Below are 15,483 nucleotides of genomic sequence, written 5' to 3'. Positions count from 1 at the left end.
CCCAAGGCTCCGTTGCCGATCCGAAATGGTCTCGGACCTGACCGGCTGCGGATGCCGGCGGAGTCGTCGGCGCGGACCGTCCTCGAGCACCTGGTCGGCGAGCATCCCGGGGAGCGGGACCTGTGGGCGGACCTCGTCAGCGCCGGGGACGTCGTCGACGAGCACGGGCGGAAGATCACGAGCCGAACGCCCTATCAGCCGACCCGGTTCGTGTACTTCTACCGCGAGCCGGCCCCCGAGATTCCGGTTCCGCACGAGATCGAGATCTTGTACCGCGACGACTCGATTCTCGTGATCGACAAACCGCACTTCCTGGCGACCATTCCACGGGGAGCGCACATCGTCGAAAGCGCAGTCGTGCGCCTGCGTCGTGACCTGGACCTTCCGGATCTTGCGCCAGTTCACCGCCTCGACCGGATGACGGCGGGTGTCATCGTGTTCACCGTGACACCGGACCTACGACGGCCGTACCAGGAACTTTTTGCCGAGCAGCGGATCGTCAAGGAGTACGAGGCGATTGCGGGCTTCGATCCGGAACTGACTTTCCCTCGCACGGTGCGCAGCCGCATCAACAAAGTTCACGGCGAGATGACGGCTACCGAAATCGCGGGCGAGCCGAACAGTGAGACCTCGATCGAACTGATCGAGGTGATCACCGACTCGGCGGGCCGGACGCTCGGGCGATACAGGTTGCTCCCACGGACCGGCCGGACCCATCAGCTTCGGCTGCACCTCAACTCGCTGGGCGTCCCGATCGTCGGTGACAATTACTATCCGGAGTATCTGCCCGCAGTGCCCGGTGACTTCTCGACTCCGTTGCGATTGTTGGCGCGAGCGTTGGAGTACCCGGATCCGATCACCGGGCAGACCCGCAGGTTCGTGAGTTCGCGCAGCCTCGACGCAGGCCTGTGAACACCGCTGTTCGTGGGCGTGTGAAAACCGCTTCCGTCCTCGTGAAAGAATAGCTACCCGTGAAGACCTTCGAATCCTTGTTCGCCGAATTGACCGAGCGCGCTGCTACTCGCCCCGAGGGGTCCGGCACTGTCGCCGCCCTCGACGCCGGTGTGCATGCTCAGGGCAAAAAGGTCATCGAGGAAGCCGGTGAAGTGTGGATCGCTGCGGAATACCAGAGCGATGAGCAGCTCGCCGAGGAAATTTCCCAGCTGCTGTACTGGACGCAGGTGTTGATGGTCGGTCGCGGACTGACCCTCGAGGACGTGTACCGACATCTGTGATCGGAGCTGACCAGCGAGGTGTACTCCGTCTCGCTCGTCCAGGGCTTCCGATTCATGTCGTCTCACGTCACCCACACCTTCCGAAAGGACATCCACCATGCTGCGCGTAGCAGTTCCCAACAAAGGCTCACTGTCCGAGTCCGCCGCCGAGATTCTCAGCGAGGCCGGCTACCGTCGACGCACCGATTCCCGTGATCTGACAGTCCTCGATCCGGCCAATCAGGTCGAGTTCTTCTTCTTGCGCCCCAAGGACATTGCGATCTACGTCGGCTCCGGTGAGCTGGATCTCGGCATCACCGGTCGTGATCTCGCCGGCGACTCGGGTGCTCCCGTATCCGAGCGTCTGTCACTGGGCTTCGGCCGTTCGTCGTTCCGTTACGCAGCACCGGCCGGCAAGGACTGGGCCGTCGAGGATCTGTCCGGCCTGCGCATTGCAACGTCGTACCCGAACCTGGTCCGTAAGGACCTCACAGATCGCGGACTCGACGCCACCGTCATCCGTCTCGACGGAGCAGTGGAAATCTCGATTCAGCTCGGCGTCGCCGACGCGATCGCCGACGTGGTCGGGTCGGGCCGTACTCTCCGCCAACACAACCTCGTGGCTTTCGGTGAATCGCTCTGCGATTCCGAAGGTGTCCTGATCGAGCGCACCGGCGCTCCGCAGGACGATCCCGCCCGCAACCAGCTCATCGAGCGCGTTCGCGGAATTGTCTTCGCGCAGCAGAATCTGATGATCGACTACGACTGCCCGCGCACCATCCTCGACGACGCCATCAAGATGACTCCGGGTATGGAGTCGCCAACGCTCTCGCCGTTGGCCGATCCCGACTGGGTCGCGGTTCGCGCGATGGTCCCGATCAAGGGACACAACCAGGTGATGGATGCCTTGGCCGAACTCGGTGCCAAGGCCATCCTCGCGTCGAACATCCGCTCGGTACGCGCTTTCTGATCACTGCCTGAATAGATTTACGCGCATTCGCGCCCGTTCCTGGAAATCAGGAACGGGCGCGAATCTGCAAAGTCTGGGCGATACGACCCACGGCACCCTGCTCGTCGTAGAGCACGCCCGCACACATGCCGACGCCGTCCGGACCCGTTGTGGTTTCGGCGGCGACACCGACCCACTCTCCCTCGGGCACACGGAAGATATGCACCGTGAGATCGGTGTTGAGGAACGTCCAGTGCTCCGGGTCGAGCTTGGCGCCGACCCCGTTTGAGATGTCGGCCACCGCGAACAAACGCTCGAGAGCAGACATCTTCTCACCCTCGACCAGCTCTGGCTTGGGGCGCGCCCATACCTTGCCGGTTCCCACGCACCCGATCGGAGCAATCCAGGACCAGTCGAGGGTCTTGAGATAGCCGACGCTCCACAGACCCTCGAGAACGCCCGGGGTGCCGCTGTCGCGGGGTTCGAGCGGGGGATCGACTACGTGGACGACGTCGCCGGTATCCACCGTCTCCATCCGCCACGCCGTACCGCGCGCAACCGCGCGTGCAGATCCGTCGGCGGTGGTTGCCCACAGTTCGGCGACGATCAATTCGATTCGGCGACCGGGTCGTTCGATCCAGGACCGGACTTCGAGGTCGGCAATAGGAATCGGTCCGAGAATCTCGACGACGACGCGCGTCAGACGGGTTTCGTCGCGCGCACCGCACCGCTCGAGGGCTCGTACCAACAGCGCCGACGGGGGAGCGCCGTGCTGCAGTGTCGGGCCCCAGATGCTGACAGTTGCCTGCGTGCTCGCGAACCGCTCGTGCCCTTCCTCCGTCGTTCCGAGGTAGCGGTAGTACGAACTGTCCGTCATGTTATGAATTCTCCTTTGCGGCAACAGGTTCGGTGCTCAGCAGGTCCGGCCAACCTGGATACGGCGGAGGTGTTCCGCCGAACGAGGGGCACAGTGACTTGTGATCGCACCAGTCGCACAGTTTGCCAGGCTTGGGTCTGAAGTCTCCGGTCGCACCTGCTGCGAGGATCGCTTTCCAGATGGCGGAGAGGGTTCGCTCGAATCGGATGAGCTCGTCGTGATCCGGGGCGTACGTGAGAATCGAGCCGGAGGCCAGATAGATCAGGCGCAGTTGTGCGGGAACGATTCCGCGAGTGCGCAGCAGTACGAGCGCGTAGAACTTCATCTGGAAGAGCGCCTTGGATTCGGTGAACTCGCGAGGCGCTTTTCCGGTCTTGTAGTCGACCACCCGCACCTCACCCGTCGGTGCAACGTCTATCCGGTCGACGAAGCCGCGGAGTCGAACGCCGTTCTCCAATTCGGTCTCGACGTAGACCTCGCACGCCTCGGCATCGAATCGAGTGGGATCTTCGAGCGTGTAGTACGTCGCGACGAGCTTGCCGACTTCGTCGAGGAACGAATCCAGCTCGCCCTCCGGAACAAGGTCAGCGGCCTCGGGAGACTCGGCACTGACACGTTCCCACGCGGGACGGACGAGTTCGGCTGCGCGATCGGGAACCCGGTGACCGGTCGGGAGTGCAAACAGTGCTTCCAGTGCCGCGTGTACGACGGTGCCTCTGACCTGGGCTCTGGTTGGCGTTTCCGGAATTCTGTCGACTGCTCGGAAGCGATAGAGCAGGGGGCATTGCTTGTAGTCACCCGCCCGAGACGGAGAGAGCGCCGGCCGACTACGCGGGCGCTCGTGTGATGTTGCACCCGTTGGAGTGGGGGTTGGCAATTCGACAGAGCTCACACCTGGCAGGCTATGCGGTTGGTCCGACAACTCCGTCGGAGCCGGTGGCGAGGACACCGGAAACAAGCGAACAGGGATCATCTGCGCATGGCGAACGAGCTGCAACCAGAAGAAGGCACGACCGAAGTGGATGAGGTTGCGCAGTCCGCTGTCGCCGAGATTCCCGAACAAGACCTTCCAGAAGCTGATCTCACTGCGCCGGGCAAGCGGCCGTCAGGTCCGTTCCGCGTCGGCGACCGAGTACAGCTGACCGACGGCAAGGGACGCCACTACACGATCGTTCTCGAGGCGAACCGCGAATACCACACCCACAAGGGCGGAATCGTTCACAACGATCTGATCGGTGCCGACGAGGGCAGCGTCGTCAAGTCGGTCAACGGCACGCCCTATCTCGCACTGCGCCCCCTGCTGGTGGACTACGTGCTGTCCATGCCGCGCGGTGCCCAGGTCATCTACCCGAAGGACGCAGCTCAGATCGTCCACGAAGGCGACGTGTTCCCAGGAGCACGCGTGCTCGAGGCCGGAGCCGGCTCCGGCGCACTGACATGTTCGCTGCTGCGTGCCGTCGGACCCGAGGGCAAGGTCATCTCCTACGAGGTCCGCGACGATCATGCCGAACATGCGGTTCGCAACGTCGAGACCTTCTTCGGGGAACGTCCGCCGAACTGGGAACTGACCATCGCCGATCTCGCCGAGTTCGATCCGGAAGCGCACGGAGGCAAGGTCGATCGCGTCGTCCTCGACATGCTGGCCCCGTGGGACGTCCTGCCCGCCGTCTCGAAGGCACTCGTGCCGGGCGGCGTGTTGATCGTCTACGTCGCGACCGTTACTCAGCTCTCGAAGGTCGTCGAGGCGATGCGCGAGCAGGAATGCTGGACCGAGCCACGCTCGTGGGAATCGATCGTGCGCGGTTGGCACGTCGTCGGATTGGCGGTGCGCCCCGAACATCGGATGCAAGGCCACACCGCGTTCCTCGTGAGCGCTCGTCGTCTCGCCGAAGGAACTGTCACCCCGAAGCCGCAGCGGCGTGCGGGCAAGGGCTCGAACACCGCGGCCAAGTAGTCACACGAAAACAACAAGAGCGGCGATCCGGTATCCGGATCGCCGCTCTTGTAGTAGCTGGAAGTTATGCGGTGCAGGAAGCGCGGCCCATTTCCAGGAGCACGCAAGCCGAGGTGTCGGACAGCTTCCAGGAGCCGTCTTCGAGCTCCCAGGTCCACGGGGTGGCCGGGGCGGCGCCGTGCGGGCTGACGACGGCGACGTCTGCGGTTGCGGTCTGACCGTCGACCTTGACGTTGTCCACGTTGAACGTGATGGCGTAGGCAGGGTTACCGCCCAGCGCAGCACTCATCGTCTCGATGTTGGCCTGACGCTTGGTTCCGTCGACCACCAGAGCGGTCTTCTCCTCGATCGGCTTGGCCGGATCGATCAGAGCGACGAGCGAAGCGTTGAGCTCCTCGGCCGTCGGAGCCGCTGCGGCAGCGGCAGCTGACGTCGTGGCGGAAGCCGAGGCCTTCGCCGTGGTGCTCGAGGCGGCGGCGGAAGTCGAACTTGCAGCCGTCGAATCCTTGTTGTCGTCCGAGCTGCATGCACCCATGGTCAGGACGGCAGCGACAGCACAAGCGCTGATGAGAGTCTTGCGGATGATCACAGCGTTACCTTTCGTTGTAAAGAGAGACAGGCGCTGTCTCCATCTTGTAGGCAAGGCTAACATGACCAAATTCTGGCTCGAGACCAGTCGGCACGGTCCGCGCGCAGGTGTGAATTCGCACTCGCGCACCGTGTCTGGCGACAGTTGGGGCCTTATGCCGGTAGCGTTGATGGATCGCACTGGGAGGAGACGCACATGAGCTCGACAGAGAACCCGGATTCGGTTGCGGCAGCAGAAGAACTCCACGCGCTACGAGTGGAAGCACAAGTACTGCGCCGACAACTTGCACAATCGCCGGAGCAGGTGCGTGAGCTGGAGTCGAAGGTGGACTCGTTGTCCATCCGAAACAGCAAGTTGATGGACACCCTCAAAGAGGCCCGTCAGCAGCTCATCGCGCTTCGTGAAGAAGTCGACAGACTCGGTCAACCGCCGAGCGGTTACGGAGTCCTTCTCTCGGTACACGAGGACAAGACCGTCGACGTGTTCACGTCGGGTCGCAAGATGCGGTTGACGTGCTCACCGAACATCGACACGGACACCCTCGCCCTCGGGCAGACGGTTCGCCTCAACGAGGCACTCACCATCGTCGAGGCCGGCACCTACGAGCAGGTCGGTGAGATCAGCACGCTCCGTGAGGTACTCGACGACGGCTTGCGCGCACTGGTGGTCGGTCATGCCGACGAAGAGCGCATCGTCTGGCTCGCAGCGCCGTTGGCAGCCGTCTTCGCCGACCCCGAAGCCGACATCATCGCGTACGACGCCGATTCTCCGACCAGGAAACTGCGTCCGGGCGACTCGTTGCTCGTCGACACCAAGGCCGGGTACGCCTTCGAGCGCATCCCGAAGGCCGAGGTCGAAGATCTGGTTCTCGAGGAAGTTCCGGACGTTCACTACGACGACATCGGTGGTCTCGGGCGTCAGATCGAGCAGATCCGTGATGCCGTCGAACTCCCGTTCCTCCACAAGGATCTGTTCCACGAGTACTCGCTGAGGCCGCCGAAGGGTGTACTGCTCTACGGTCCGCCTGGTTGCGGCAAGACGCTCATCGCCAAGGCCGTCGCCAACTCGTTGGCCAAGAAGATCGCAGAAGCCCGCGGTCAGGACAGCAAGGACGCCAAGTCCTACTTCCTGAACATCAAGGGCCCGGAACTTCTGAACAAGTTCGTCGGCGAAACCGAGCGTCACATTCGGATGATCTTCCAGCGTGCTCGTGAGAAGGCGTCCGAGGGCACTCCGGTGATCGTCTTCTTCGACGAGATGGACTCGATCTTCCGTACCCGTGGTTCGGGAGTCTCTTCCGACGTGGAGACAACGGTCGTTCCGCAGCTGCTCAGCGAGATCGACGGTGTGGAAGGGCTCGAGAACGTCATCGTCATCGGCGCTTCCAACCGTGAGGACATGATCGACCCGGCCATCCTGCGTCCGGGCCGACTGGACGTGAAGATCAAGATCGAGCGCCCCGACGCGGAATCCGCTCAGGACATCTTCTCGAAGTACCTGGTGGACGGTCTGCCGATCAATGCGGACGACCTCGCCGAGTTCGGTGGCGATCGCACCGCCTGCTTGAAGGCGATGATCGTTCGCGTCGTCGATCGCATGTACGCGGAGAGCGAAGAGAATCGTTTTCTCGAGGTCACCTACGCCAACGGCGACAAGGAAGTTCTGTTCTTCAAGGACTTCAACTCGGGTGCGATGATCCAGAACATCGTCGACCGCGCCAAGAAGTACGCGATCAAGTCGGTACTCGACACCGGTGCTCCGGGCTTGCGTGTGCAGCACCTCTTCGATTCCATCGTCGACGAGTTCGCCGAGAACGAGGATCTGCCCAACACCACCAATCCTGATGACTGGGCACGTATTTCGGGCAAGAAGGGTGAGCGGATCGTCTACATCCGCACTCTCGTCACCGGCAAGAACGCCAGTGCCAGCCGTGCGATCGACACAGAGTCGAACACGGGCCAGTACCTGTAGCGAAACGAAGATCGATCGGGCCGGCCACTCCGCGAGAGTTGTCGGCCCGATCTCTGCGTCGCTGCCGTTGACTTCGTTGCGATTGGACCGGTCGGTCGCGCTGGTTTAGAGTCCCGCCGTGCAGATACATCTTCGACACAATCCGTCGTCCACTGTCGCTCGCTGCTACCTCGCGCCCGGCGAACCGCTGCGCGTGGAGAGCGGGGCGATGCTCGCGCATTCTGCCGGCGTAGTTCTCGAAGCGAAGGCGCAGGGCGGCGTCCTGCAGGGACTCAAGCGGTCGATGCTGAGCGGCGAATCATTTTTCGTCACGACGTATACCGCTCCGCAGCAAGGTGGTTGGGTCGACGTGACTGGTGTGCTTCCCGGAGATCTGATCCCGCTGACCATCACCTCTGATCGCCCGTTCTTCCTCAACCGTGGAACCTGGTTGGCCAACTCCTACGGTGTGACGGTCGAGTCCAAGTGGGGCGGCATGTCCAACCTCTTCGGCGGTGAGGGAGGATTCGGCCTGCGGGCAAGTGGCGACGGTGAAGTAGTGCTGGCCGTCTACGGCGCGATCGACGTCATCGACTTGCAGCCAGGCGAGACAGTCACGATCGATACCGGTCACGTGGTCGCCTACGACCTCGGCATGAATTTCAACATGCGGCGCGCCGTTCAGGGGCGCACCATTCAGTCGATGAAGTCCGGTGAAGGATTTGTCTTCGACTTCACCGGCCCAGGACGCGTTCTCGCGCAGACCCGCAACCCCAGCGCGTTCGCTGCTTGGCTCTCGGCGATCACCCCGGGCTGATCACAGGTCCCACCAGTGTTCAGTCCCAGCGGTGTTCAGCTCCAGCAATAGTCGGCCAGCAGCGCGCGTGAGTCCGGAACGAACGGCCACGACGGGTCCTGCAGGTGGGCGCCGAGTTCTTTCGGCGTCCACCACCAACCTTCGGCGATCTCGCTGGGCTGATGTGCCATCGGCCCGTCGTATCTGAGTTCGAACGCAAACAGGTGACAGCGCAACGGAGAGTTGTTCCACTCGCCGTCCCAGGATTTTCGAGCGATCTCCGTCAGTTGGAGTGGCTGGTCTGCCGTTCCGAAGATTCCGAGTTCTTCACCGACTTCACGGATCGCAGTTTCCTGCGGCGTCTCACCTGGATCGACGACACCTCCGGCCAGACAGTCGTGATAGCCCCCGAACACCGCTTTCGTGTCGGTTCGGCGATGGACGTAGATGCGGGAGCCGTCCCCGGTACGAACCAGGACGCCCGCACTCGCGTGCCAGAGCCCACCCGAGTAGACGACCGAACGTGGTGCTCGGCCGATCGGATTACCCGTCCGGTCGTACACGGCGACTACCTCGTCCGCGGGATTCAGGTCTGCGGTGAGAGGTTGGTGCATTCCTCCAACTGTGCCACGCCTGTGGGTGCCGCGCCGCAATCACATAGGCTCTTGTGTCATGCAGCGGATCATCGGTGTCGAGGTCGAATACGGAATATCTTCACCCAGTGAGCCGTCGGCGAATCCGATTCTCACTTCAACCCAGGCGGTGCTTGCCTACGCCGCCGCAGCGGGCGTGCCACGGGCCAAGCGCACACGCTGGGATTACGAGGTCGAATCTCCGCTGCGAGATGCCCGAGGCTTCGATCTGGGGCGAATGAGCGGTCCCGCGCCGGTGATCGACGCGGACGAGATCGGCGCCGCGAACATGATTCTCACCAACGGGGCACGGTTGTACGTCGATCACGCCCATCCGGAGTATTCGGCGCCCGAGGTCGCCGACCCGCTCGACGCCGTGATCTGGGACAAGGCCGGCGAACGCGTCATGGAAGCGGCTGCGCGGCACGCATCCAGCGTGCCGGGTGCGCCTCGGCTCCAGCTGTACAAGAACAACGTCGACGGCAAGGGTGCCTCGTACGGCACGCACGAGAACTACCTCTGCTCACGTGAGACCCCGTTCGCCTCGATCGTGACAGGATTGACGCCGTTTTTCGCGTCCCGGCAGGTGATCTGCGGTTCCGGTCGTGTGGGTCTCGGTCAGTCCGGCGACGAGGCCGGATTCCAGCTTTCGCAGCGATCCGACTACATCGAGGTCGAAGTAGGCCTCGAGACCACTCTCAAGCGCGGAATCATCAACACCCGCGACGAACCGCACGCGGATGCGGACAAGTATCGCCGCCTGCACGTCATCATCGGTGACGCGAACCTCGCGGAGATGTCGACGTACCTCAAGGTTGGAACAACGGCGCTGGTACTCGACCTGATCGAGGCAGGTGTCGACCTCACCGATCTGCAACTGGCGCGTCCGGTCACGGCCGTCCACCACATCAGTCACGACCCCACTCTGCGCAAGACCGTTGCGCTGGCCGACGGACGTGAACTGACAGGGCTTGCGCTGCAACGCATTTACCTCGAACGTGTCTCGAAGTTCCTCGACCGTGAGACCGATCGTGATCCGCGAGCGGACGATATCGTCGCCAAGTGGGCGATGGTTCTCGATCTCCTCGAGCGCGATCCCATGGAGTGCGCGAACATCCTCGACTGGCCGGCCAAACTGCGTCTGCTCGAAGGGTTCCGCAATCGTGAGGGACTCGCGTGGTCGGCGCCGCGATTGCATCTGGTGGATCTGCAGTACTCCGACGTGCGACTCGACAAGGGCCTGTACAACCGCCTGGTTGCTCGCGGCTCCATGGAGCGGCTTGTCACCGAACAGCAGGTTCTCGACGCGGTCACGAACCCTCCCACCGACACTCGCGCATACTTCCGGGGCGAGTGCCTACGCCGATTCGGGGCCGATATCGCGGCCGCGAGCTGGGATTCGGTCATCTTCGATCTCGGCGGTGAATCGTTGATCCGTATCCCCACCCTCGAGCCGCTTCGAGGTACCAAAGCGCACGTCGGAGCGTTGCTCGACTCCGTGGACAGCGCCGCGGAACTGGTTGATCAGCTCACTCACTGAAATCAGCCGATGCGGCTCGCCGTCGCGTCTCTCCACACCTGACGGTGCCGCTCGGTAGGGTGAAGGTCCGAGCGGGATCAGTTACCGACTCTGCTGGGCCGAACAGGATGCTCGCGAGAGCTCCCTTCACACAAGGAGGTCGACGGCGATGGCTCAAGAACAGACGCAGCGTGCCGGTGGCGGCGAAGACGACGAAACCACTGGTGGCGACGGCAGTGCCGGCCAGGAACGTCGCGAGAAGCTAGCTGCAGAAACCGACGACCTGCTCGACGAGATCGACGACGTGTTGGAAGAGAACGCCGAGGACTTCGTCCGTGCCTACGTCCAGAAGGGCGGCCAGTGACGGTGGATCGCGCGCCCCGGATCACAGACGGGGACACACGGTTGAGCTTCGGCTCGAATCTGTCGTCATTCTCGGAATACCTTCGGGTGCATGCACCGGAGCATCTTCCGCAGAACCGCTTCGCCGACACAGGAGGTGTTGTCATGGGCGGGGGAGACGTAGCTCCGCACGGCACCACCATCGTCGCGATCAGCTATGCGGGTGGTGTTCTGCTCGCGGGTGATCGCCGAGCGACGATGGGCAATCTCATCGCCAGCCGTGACGTGCAGAAGGTGTACGTCACGGACGACTACTCGGCTGCGGGTATTGCCGGTACGGCCGGGATCGCAATCGAACTGGTCCGGCTCTTCGCGGTCGAGCTCGAACATTACGAGAAGATCGAAGGCGTCCCACTCACGTTCGACGGCAAGGCCAATCGACTTTCGTCGATGGTTCGAGGAAATCTCGGAGCAGCGATGCAAGGTTTGGCGGTTGTGCCACTGCTCGTGGGTTACGACCTGGACGCGGTCGATCCGTCCACCGCCGGTCGCATCGTCTCCTACGACGTCGTCGGTGGGCGATACGAGGAGCGCGCGGGCTATCACGCAGTCGGATCCGGCTCCCTGTTCGCGAAATCGGCGCTCAAGAAGCTGTATTCACCGGGAATCGACGAGGACACCGCGCTTCGGTTCGCCGTCGAGGCGCTGTACGACGCGGCAGATGACGATTCGGCTACCGGTGGTCCTGATCTGACACGAGGGATCTATCCGACGGCGGTCACCATCACCTCGGCCGGCGCTGTCGAGTTGTCGCCCACCAGGGCTGCCGAGATCGCCAGGGAGATCGTCGCGGCTCGCACGGCGACCGTGAGTCCGGAAGGGGAGTCTGCGCTATGACGATGCCGTATTACGCATCAGCCGAACAGATCATGCGCGATCGTTCGGAATTGGCGCGCAAGGGAATTGCCCGCGGGCGCAGCGTCGTCGTTCTCACCTACCGCGACGGAGTGCTCTTTGTCGCCGAGAATCCGTCGCGTGCTCTGCACAAGGTCAGCGAACTGTACGACCGTCTCGGATTCGCGGCAGTGGGCAAGTACAACGAGTTCGAGAATCTGCGCCGCGCGGGCATCGTCCACGCAGACATGCGTGGGTACTCGTACGACCGTCGGGACGTCACCGGGCGTTCGCTCGCCAATGCGTACGCACAAACCCTGGGAACGATCTTCACCGAGCAGCCCAAGCCGTACGAGGTCGAGATCTGTGTTGCCGAGATCGGTCGCTTCGGAAGCAGTACGCCGGCTCAGCTCTACCGGATCACGTACGACGGATCCATCGCGGACGAGCAGGAATTCGTGGTCATGGGCGGCACGACCGAACCGATCGTGACGGCGATGCGCGAGTCGTACCAGCGAGACCTCGACCTCGAATCCGCAGTGCGGATTGCAGTCGGGGCGCTCCAAAAGGGCGGCCCGGCACCGGCCGGAACCACTGAGGCGGAACCACGAACTCTCGATGTGAGTGCACTCGAGGTTGCCGTACTCGACAGCAATCGTCCACGCCGTGCGTTCAAACGGATCGCTGGAACGGTTTTGGAAGAGATGCTTCCAGCTCCGGCAGCAGTCGAGGATGCGCCGCCGGCAAACGGCGACGCACCCTCGTAGATACTCCGTAGGTCTGGGAGTTACTGCAGGTCTGGAGTTACTGAGTGACTCGGTAGACGGCCACCGCGCCCGGTTCGGTGTCGAAATCGAACCGGCGCGCGTCTGCCACCACTTCACCGTCGGTGGCGATGGCTACCGGTGAATCGGCGACTCGGACCGACATCGACGAGACGAGTTCGCGAACGTAGACCCGCGAGCTGCCCAATGTTCCTGTGGCAGCCGCAAACAGCAGACGTGAGCGCGAGAATTTCTTGTCCGCGCGCAGATAGCGGACGTCGAGTAGTCCACGGTTCATCTCCGGACGCGACATCGGCACCTGATCGGCGGGGGAGTATCGCCCGTTTCCGACGAACAGCATCCAGATTGTGGTCCGCTTCCCGTCGATGGTCACCGTCATCGGCTCCGCCGCTGCGAGAACCCGGATCATCGCGGCTCCTGCGGCCGGCCACTTACCGAAACGCGGTTCCCATTTTTCCCTCAGGCGCACAGCATCCGGGTATCCACCGAGGCTGGCTGTGTTGAGAAACCGTGCAGTCACTCCGGAATCCGTGCGCACCACCGCGTGGTCGACGAATGCCGCCTGACCGGACTCGACTGCCTGTGCGGTCTCCTCGACATTCACCGCCCCGACGTCGCGGGCGAAATGGTTCAATGTTCCGCCGGGAAAAACCGCAAGTGGTAGCTCGTGCTTTGTCGCCGCGGTCGCGACCGTGACCACTGTTCCGTCGCCGCCGCATACACCCAACGCTTTCGGCGAGAGCTCGGGGATCTTGGCATCGATCTGCATGTCGAAGTCGATGTCCGCGTCGAACTCGTAGACGATCGCCGCAGGTAGTAGTTCTCGAATCGATTCCACGATCCCGTCGTCCTCGGAGCCTGAACCAGGATTGGTGAAGACCAACAAGCCTTCTCCGCGCGGGAGCGCGGGAACCACGCACTCGGGTCCGAGTTCGGCGGGCTCTTCGTCGCGTACCGCCCACCAACGACGCGTGCCGGCAGCGATAGCACCGCCGACCGCGAGGCCTGCGAAGACGTCGGACGGCCAGTGGACTCCGTTGTGAACGCGTGAGTACGCCACTGCTGCGGCCAGTGGTGCGAGAGCAGCTCCAGCAACCGGGGACTCCATGGCCACTGCCGCGGTGAATGCCGCGGCCGAAGACGAATGTCCGGAGGGGAACGAGGACGACGTCGGAATGTCGACGCCTCGCTTCGGGCTCAGCCAGACGCGTGCCGGTGGGCGTCGGCGGGGAAAGAGGGGCTTGAGTATGCCGTTGGCCAGCGCGCTGGAACCGGCCAGTGCGAGCAGCCCGCGTGCTGCTGCCCTACGGGGCCGCCCGCCGATCATCGCGAGCAAGGCGGCGACAACCATCCACAAAACGCCGTGATCGGCGGCTCTGGAGAGAAACCGCATGGTCGGGTCGAGCACGGAAGGGCGCAGTGCTCCAGTGCTTTCCATGACTTTGACGTCGCTTCGGACAACTTTTCGGCGAATAAGGCTCACACCGTCACACTATGCTGCCGCCCGACGTTGTCGAGTCGTGACTTACGACGCGATCGAAGTACACGGGTGAACCTCGCATTCTGGTTGTACTGTCGAAGTGTGCAGAGACGAATCATGGGTATCGAGACGGAATTCGGCGTTACCTGCACCTTTCACGGGCACAGGAGACTGAGCCCCGACGAGGTTGCTCGTTACCTCTTCCGTCGTGTCGTGTCGTGGGGTCGCAGCTCCAACGTCTTCCTCCGTAACGGAGCTCGCTTGTACCTGGATGTGGGTTCGCACCCGGAGTACGCGACGGCCGAGTGCGACAGCCTCATCCAGCTGGTCAATCACGACCGTGCCGGTGAGCGTGTGCTCGAAGAACTGCTGATCGACGCCGAGGCGAGACTCGCCGAGGAGGGTATTGGTGGCGACATCTATCTCTTCAAGAACAACACCGACTCGGCCGGAAACTCGTACGGCTGCCACGAGAACTTTCTCGTCGCGCGCGCCGGTGAGTTCTCCCGCATTTCGGATGTCTTGTTGCCGTTCCTCGTCACGCGCCAGTTGATCTGCGGCGCCGGAAAGGTACTGCAGACTCCGAAGGCCGCGACGTTCTGCCTCTCGCAGCGCGCGGAACACATCTGGGAGGGCGTCTCGTCGGCTACCACTCGCTCGCGTCCGATCATCAACACCCGCGACGAACCGCATGCCGACGCCGAGAAGTACCGCCGCCTGCACGTGATCGTCGGCGATTCGAACATGGCCGAAACGACGACGATGCTCAAGGTCGGTTCTGCCGCACTGGTGCTCGAGATGATCGAAGCCGGGGTGTCGTTCCGCGATTTCGCTTTGGACAACCCGATTCGTGCCATCCGCGAGGTCAGTCACGACGTGACCGGTAAAAAGCCGGTTCGCCTTGCTGGTGGACGTCAGGCCAGTGCTCTCGATATTCAGCGCGAGTACCACGCCAAGGCGGTCGAACATCTTCGTAACCGCGAACCGGACCCGCAGGTGGAGCAGGTTGTCGATCTCTGGGGTCGCACCCTCGACGCCGTCGAAGCTCAGGATTTTGCGAAGGTCGACACGGAGATCGACTGGGTCATCAAGCGCAAGCTGTTCCAGCGCTACCAGGACCGTCACGGTTTCGATCTGTCCGATCCCAAGATCGCGCAGCTCGACTTGGCGTACCACGACATCAAACGCGGCCGGGGTGTCTTCGACGTTCTCCAGCGCAAGGGCTTGGTCAAGCGGGTCACCGAGGACGAAACGATCGACGACGCCGTCGAGAATCCGCCGCAGACCACGCGCGCCAAATTGCGGGGCGACTTCATCACCGCAGCCCAGGCAGCAGGCCGGGACTTCACAGTCGACTGGGTTCACCTCAAGCTCAACGATCAGGCGCAGAGAACGGTGCTGTGCAAGGACCCGTTCCGCTCCGTCGACGAGCGTGTCGAGCGTTTGATCGCTTCGATGTAGGTCACTCAATTTCGAGATGTACAAGACGGCAGGTCTGTTTT

16 protein-coding genes are annotated in these 15,483 nt (G+C 62.8%); 11 read left to right on the top strand and 5 right to left on the bottom strand.

Annotated features, from left to right (window positions below; all coding sequences use genetic code 11):
* Positions 1 to 51: 51 nt before the first annotated feature.
* The 3 genes from YH3_RS30290 (at position 52) to hisG (ending at position 2,184) form a co-directional block, all read left to right on the top strand.
* Positions 52 to 912 (top strand): pseudouridine synthase, encoded by an 861-nt coding sequence (locus YH3_RS30290; RefSeq protein ID WP_047270562.1) that lies wholly within the window; start codon positions 52 to 54, stop codon positions 910 to 912.
* 59 nt (positions 913 to 971) lie between these two features.
* Complete coding sequence (locus YH3_RS30285) at positions 972 to 1,235, top strand: phosphoribosyl-ATP diphosphatase (RefSeq protein WP_003944933.1); 264 nt, start codon at positions 972 to 974, stop codon at positions 1,233 to 1,235.
* 97 nt (positions 1,236 to 1,332) lie between these two features.
* Positions 1,333 to 2,184 (top strand): ATP phosphoribosyltransferase, encoded by an 852-nt coding sequence (gene hisG / locus YH3_RS30280; RefSeq protein WP_003944905.1) that lies wholly within the window; start codon positions 1,333 to 1,335, stop codon positions 2,182 to 2,184.
* A gap of 46 nt (positions 2,185 to 2,230) precedes the next feature.
* Here the strand turns inward: hisG and YH3_RS30275 are convergent, their stop codons facing one another.
* Both YH3_RS30275 and YH3_RS30270 read right to left on the bottom strand, forming a co-directional pair.
* The gene (locus tag YH3_RS30275; RefSeq protein ID WP_003944950.1) at positions 2,231 to 3,040 is read right to left on the bottom strand and encodes a thioesterase family protein; all 810 of its coding nucleotides are present in this window, start codon (positions 3,038 to 3,040) and stop codon (positions 2,231 to 2,233) included.
* Position 3,041: 1 nt separating this feature from the next.
* Positions 3,042 to 3,932 (bottom strand): RecB family exonuclease, encoded by an 891-nt coding sequence (locus tag YH3_RS30270; RefSeq protein WP_370852750.1) that lies wholly within the window; start codon positions 3,930 to 3,932, stop codon positions 3,042 to 3,044.
* 87 nt (positions 3,933 to 4,019) lie between these two features.
* Between YH3_RS30270 and YH3_RS30265 the strand changes: the two genes are divergently transcribed.
* Positions 4,020 to 4,994 (top strand): tRNA (adenine-N1)-methyltransferase, encoded by a 975-nt coding sequence (locus YH3_RS30265; RefSeq protein WP_223304531.1) that lies wholly within the window; start codon positions 4,020 to 4,022, stop codon positions 4,992 to 4,994.
* Positions 4,995 to 5,058: 64 nt separating this feature from the next.
* Here YH3_RS30265 and YH3_RS30260 read toward each other — a convergent pair whose 3' ends face one another.
* Positions 5,059 to 5,583: a hypothetical protein gene (locus tag YH3_RS30260; protein ID WP_003944789.1), complete on the bottom strand. Its 525-nt coding sequence runs from the start codon at positions 5,581 to 5,583 to the stop codon at positions 5,059 to 5,061.
* A gap of 195 nt (positions 5,584 to 5,778) precedes the next feature.
* Between YH3_RS30260 and arc the strand changes: the two genes are divergently transcribed.
* Both arc and YH3_RS30250 read left to right on the top strand, forming a co-directional pair.
* Positions 5,779 to 7,554, top strand: coding sequence for a proteasome ATPase (arc, locus tag YH3_RS30255; RefSeq protein ID WP_003944870.1), 1,776 nt, complete (start codon positions 5,779 to 5,781; stop codon positions 7,552 to 7,554).
* Between the two features lie 118 nt (positions 7,555 to 7,672).
* Complete coding sequence (locus tag YH3_RS30250; protein WP_064444616.1) at positions 7,673 to 8,350, top strand: TIGR00266 family protein; 678 nt, start codon at positions 7,673 to 7,675, stop codon at positions 8,348 to 8,350.
* Positions 8,351 to 8,385: 35 nt separating this feature from the next.
* Here the strand turns inward: YH3_RS30250 and YH3_RS30245 are convergent, their stop codons facing one another.
* Positions 8,386 to 8,943, bottom strand: coding sequence for an NUDIX domain-containing protein (locus YH3_RS30245; protein WP_054828098.1), 558 nt, complete (start codon positions 8,941 to 8,943; stop codon positions 8,386 to 8,388).
* Between the two features lie 58 nt (positions 8,944 to 9,001).
* Here YH3_RS30245 and dop point away from each other — a divergent pair, with 58 nt between their 5' ends.
* The 4 genes from dop (at position 9,002) to prcA (ending at position 12,483) form a co-directional block, all read left to right on the top strand.
* Positions 9,002 to 10,501 carry a depupylase/deamidase Dop gene (gene dop / locus YH3_RS30240; RefSeq protein ID WP_003944852.1) on the top strand — a complete coding sequence of 500 codons (1,500 nt, stop codon included), beginning with the start codon at positions 9,002 to 9,004 and terminating at the stop codon, positions 10,499 to 10,501.
* A 148-nt stretch (positions 10,502 to 10,649) separates the two neighbouring features.
* The gene (locus YH3_RS30235; protein ID WP_003944925.1) at positions 10,650 to 10,844 is read left to right on the top strand and encodes a ubiquitin-like protein Pup; all 195 of its coding nucleotides are present in this window, start codon (positions 10,650 to 10,652) and stop codon (positions 10,842 to 10,844) included.
* Positions 10,841 to 11,719, top strand: a complete 879-nt coding sequence (gene prcB, locus YH3_RS30230; protein WP_007729873.1) for a proteasome subunit beta — start codon at positions 10,841 to 10,843, stop codon at positions 11,717 to 11,719. Before YH3_RS30235 ends, prcB begins: the two co-directional genes overlap by 4 nt.
* A complete protein-coding gene (prcA, locus tag YH3_RS30225) occupies positions 11,716 to 12,483 on the top strand; it encodes a proteasome subunit alpha (protein WP_003945006.1) in 768 nt (255 codons plus the stop codon). The genes prcB and prcA overlap by 4 nt, the downstream gene beginning before the upstream one ends.
* Before the next feature lie 37 nt (positions 12,484 to 12,520).
* On the opposite strand, the gene YH3_RS30220 is transcribed toward prcA, so the two are convergent.
* Positions 12,521 to 13,939, bottom strand: a complete 1,419-nt coding sequence (locus tag YH3_RS30220) for a bifunctional phosphatase PAP2/diacylglycerol kinase family protein (protein ID WP_172827081.1) — start codon at positions 13,937 to 13,939, stop codon at positions 12,521 to 12,523.
* Positions 13,940 to 14,083: 144 nt separating this feature from the next.
* Between YH3_RS30220 and pafA the strand changes: the two genes are divergently transcribed.
* A complete protein-coding gene (gene pafA, locus YH3_RS30215) occupies positions 14,084 to 15,442 on the top strand; it encodes a Pup--protein ligase (protein WP_007729869.1) in 1,359 nt (452 codons plus the stop codon).
* Positions 15,443 to 15,483 lie beyond the last annotated feature (41 nt).

The sequence above is a fragment of the Rhodococcus sp. YH3-3 genome (assembly GCF_001653035.1).
In the GTDB taxonomy this organism is placed as follows: domain Bacteria; phylum Actinomycetota; class Actinomycetes; order Mycobacteriales; family Mycobacteriaceae; genus Rhodococcus_F; species Rhodococcus_F qingshengii.
This window is presented reverse-complemented; position numbering and strand designations above follow the sequence as displayed.

Excerpts from the sequence above, each read along its gene's own strand:
- YH3_RS30265 (WP_223304531.1), top strand. The coding sequence starts at position 4,020 with ATGGCGAACGAGCTGCAACCAGAAGAAGGCACGACCGAAGTGGATGAG.
- dop (WP_003944852.1), top strand. The coding sequence starts at position 9,002 with ATGCAGCGGATCATCGGTGTCGAGGTCGAATACGGAATATCTTCACCC.
- arc (WP_003944870.1), top strand. The coding sequence starts at position 5,779 with ATGAGCTCGACAGAGAACCCGGATTCGGTTGCGGCAGCAGAAGAACTC.
- YH3_RS30220 (WP_172827081.1), bottom strand. The coding sequence starts at position 13,939 with ATGGAAAGCACTGGAGCACTGCGCCCTTCCGTGCTCGACCCGACCATG.
- hisG (WP_003944905.1), top strand. The coding sequence starts at position 1,333 with ATGCTGCGCGTAGCAGTTCCCAACAAAGGCTCACTGTCCGAGTCCGCC.
- YH3_RS30290 (WP_047270562.1), top strand. The coding sequence starts at position 52 with ATGCCGGCGGAGTCGTCGGCGCGGACCGTCCTCGAGCACCTGGTCGGC.
- YH3_RS30275 (WP_003944950.1), bottom strand. The coding sequence starts at position 3,040 with ATGACGGACAGTTCGTACTACCGCTACCTCGGAACGACGGAGGAAGGG.
- YH3_RS30235 (WP_003944925.1), top strand. The coding sequence starts at position 10,650 with ATGGCTCAAGAACAGACGCAGCGTGCCGGTGGCGGCGAAGACGACGAA.
- YH3_RS30245 (WP_054828098.1), bottom strand. The coding sequence starts at position 8,943 with ATGCACCAACCTCTCACCGCAGACCTGAATCCCGCGGACGAGGTAGTC.
- prcA (WP_003945006.1), top strand. The coding sequence starts at position 11,716 with ATGACGATGCCGTATTACGCATCAGCCGAACAGATCATGCGCGATCGT.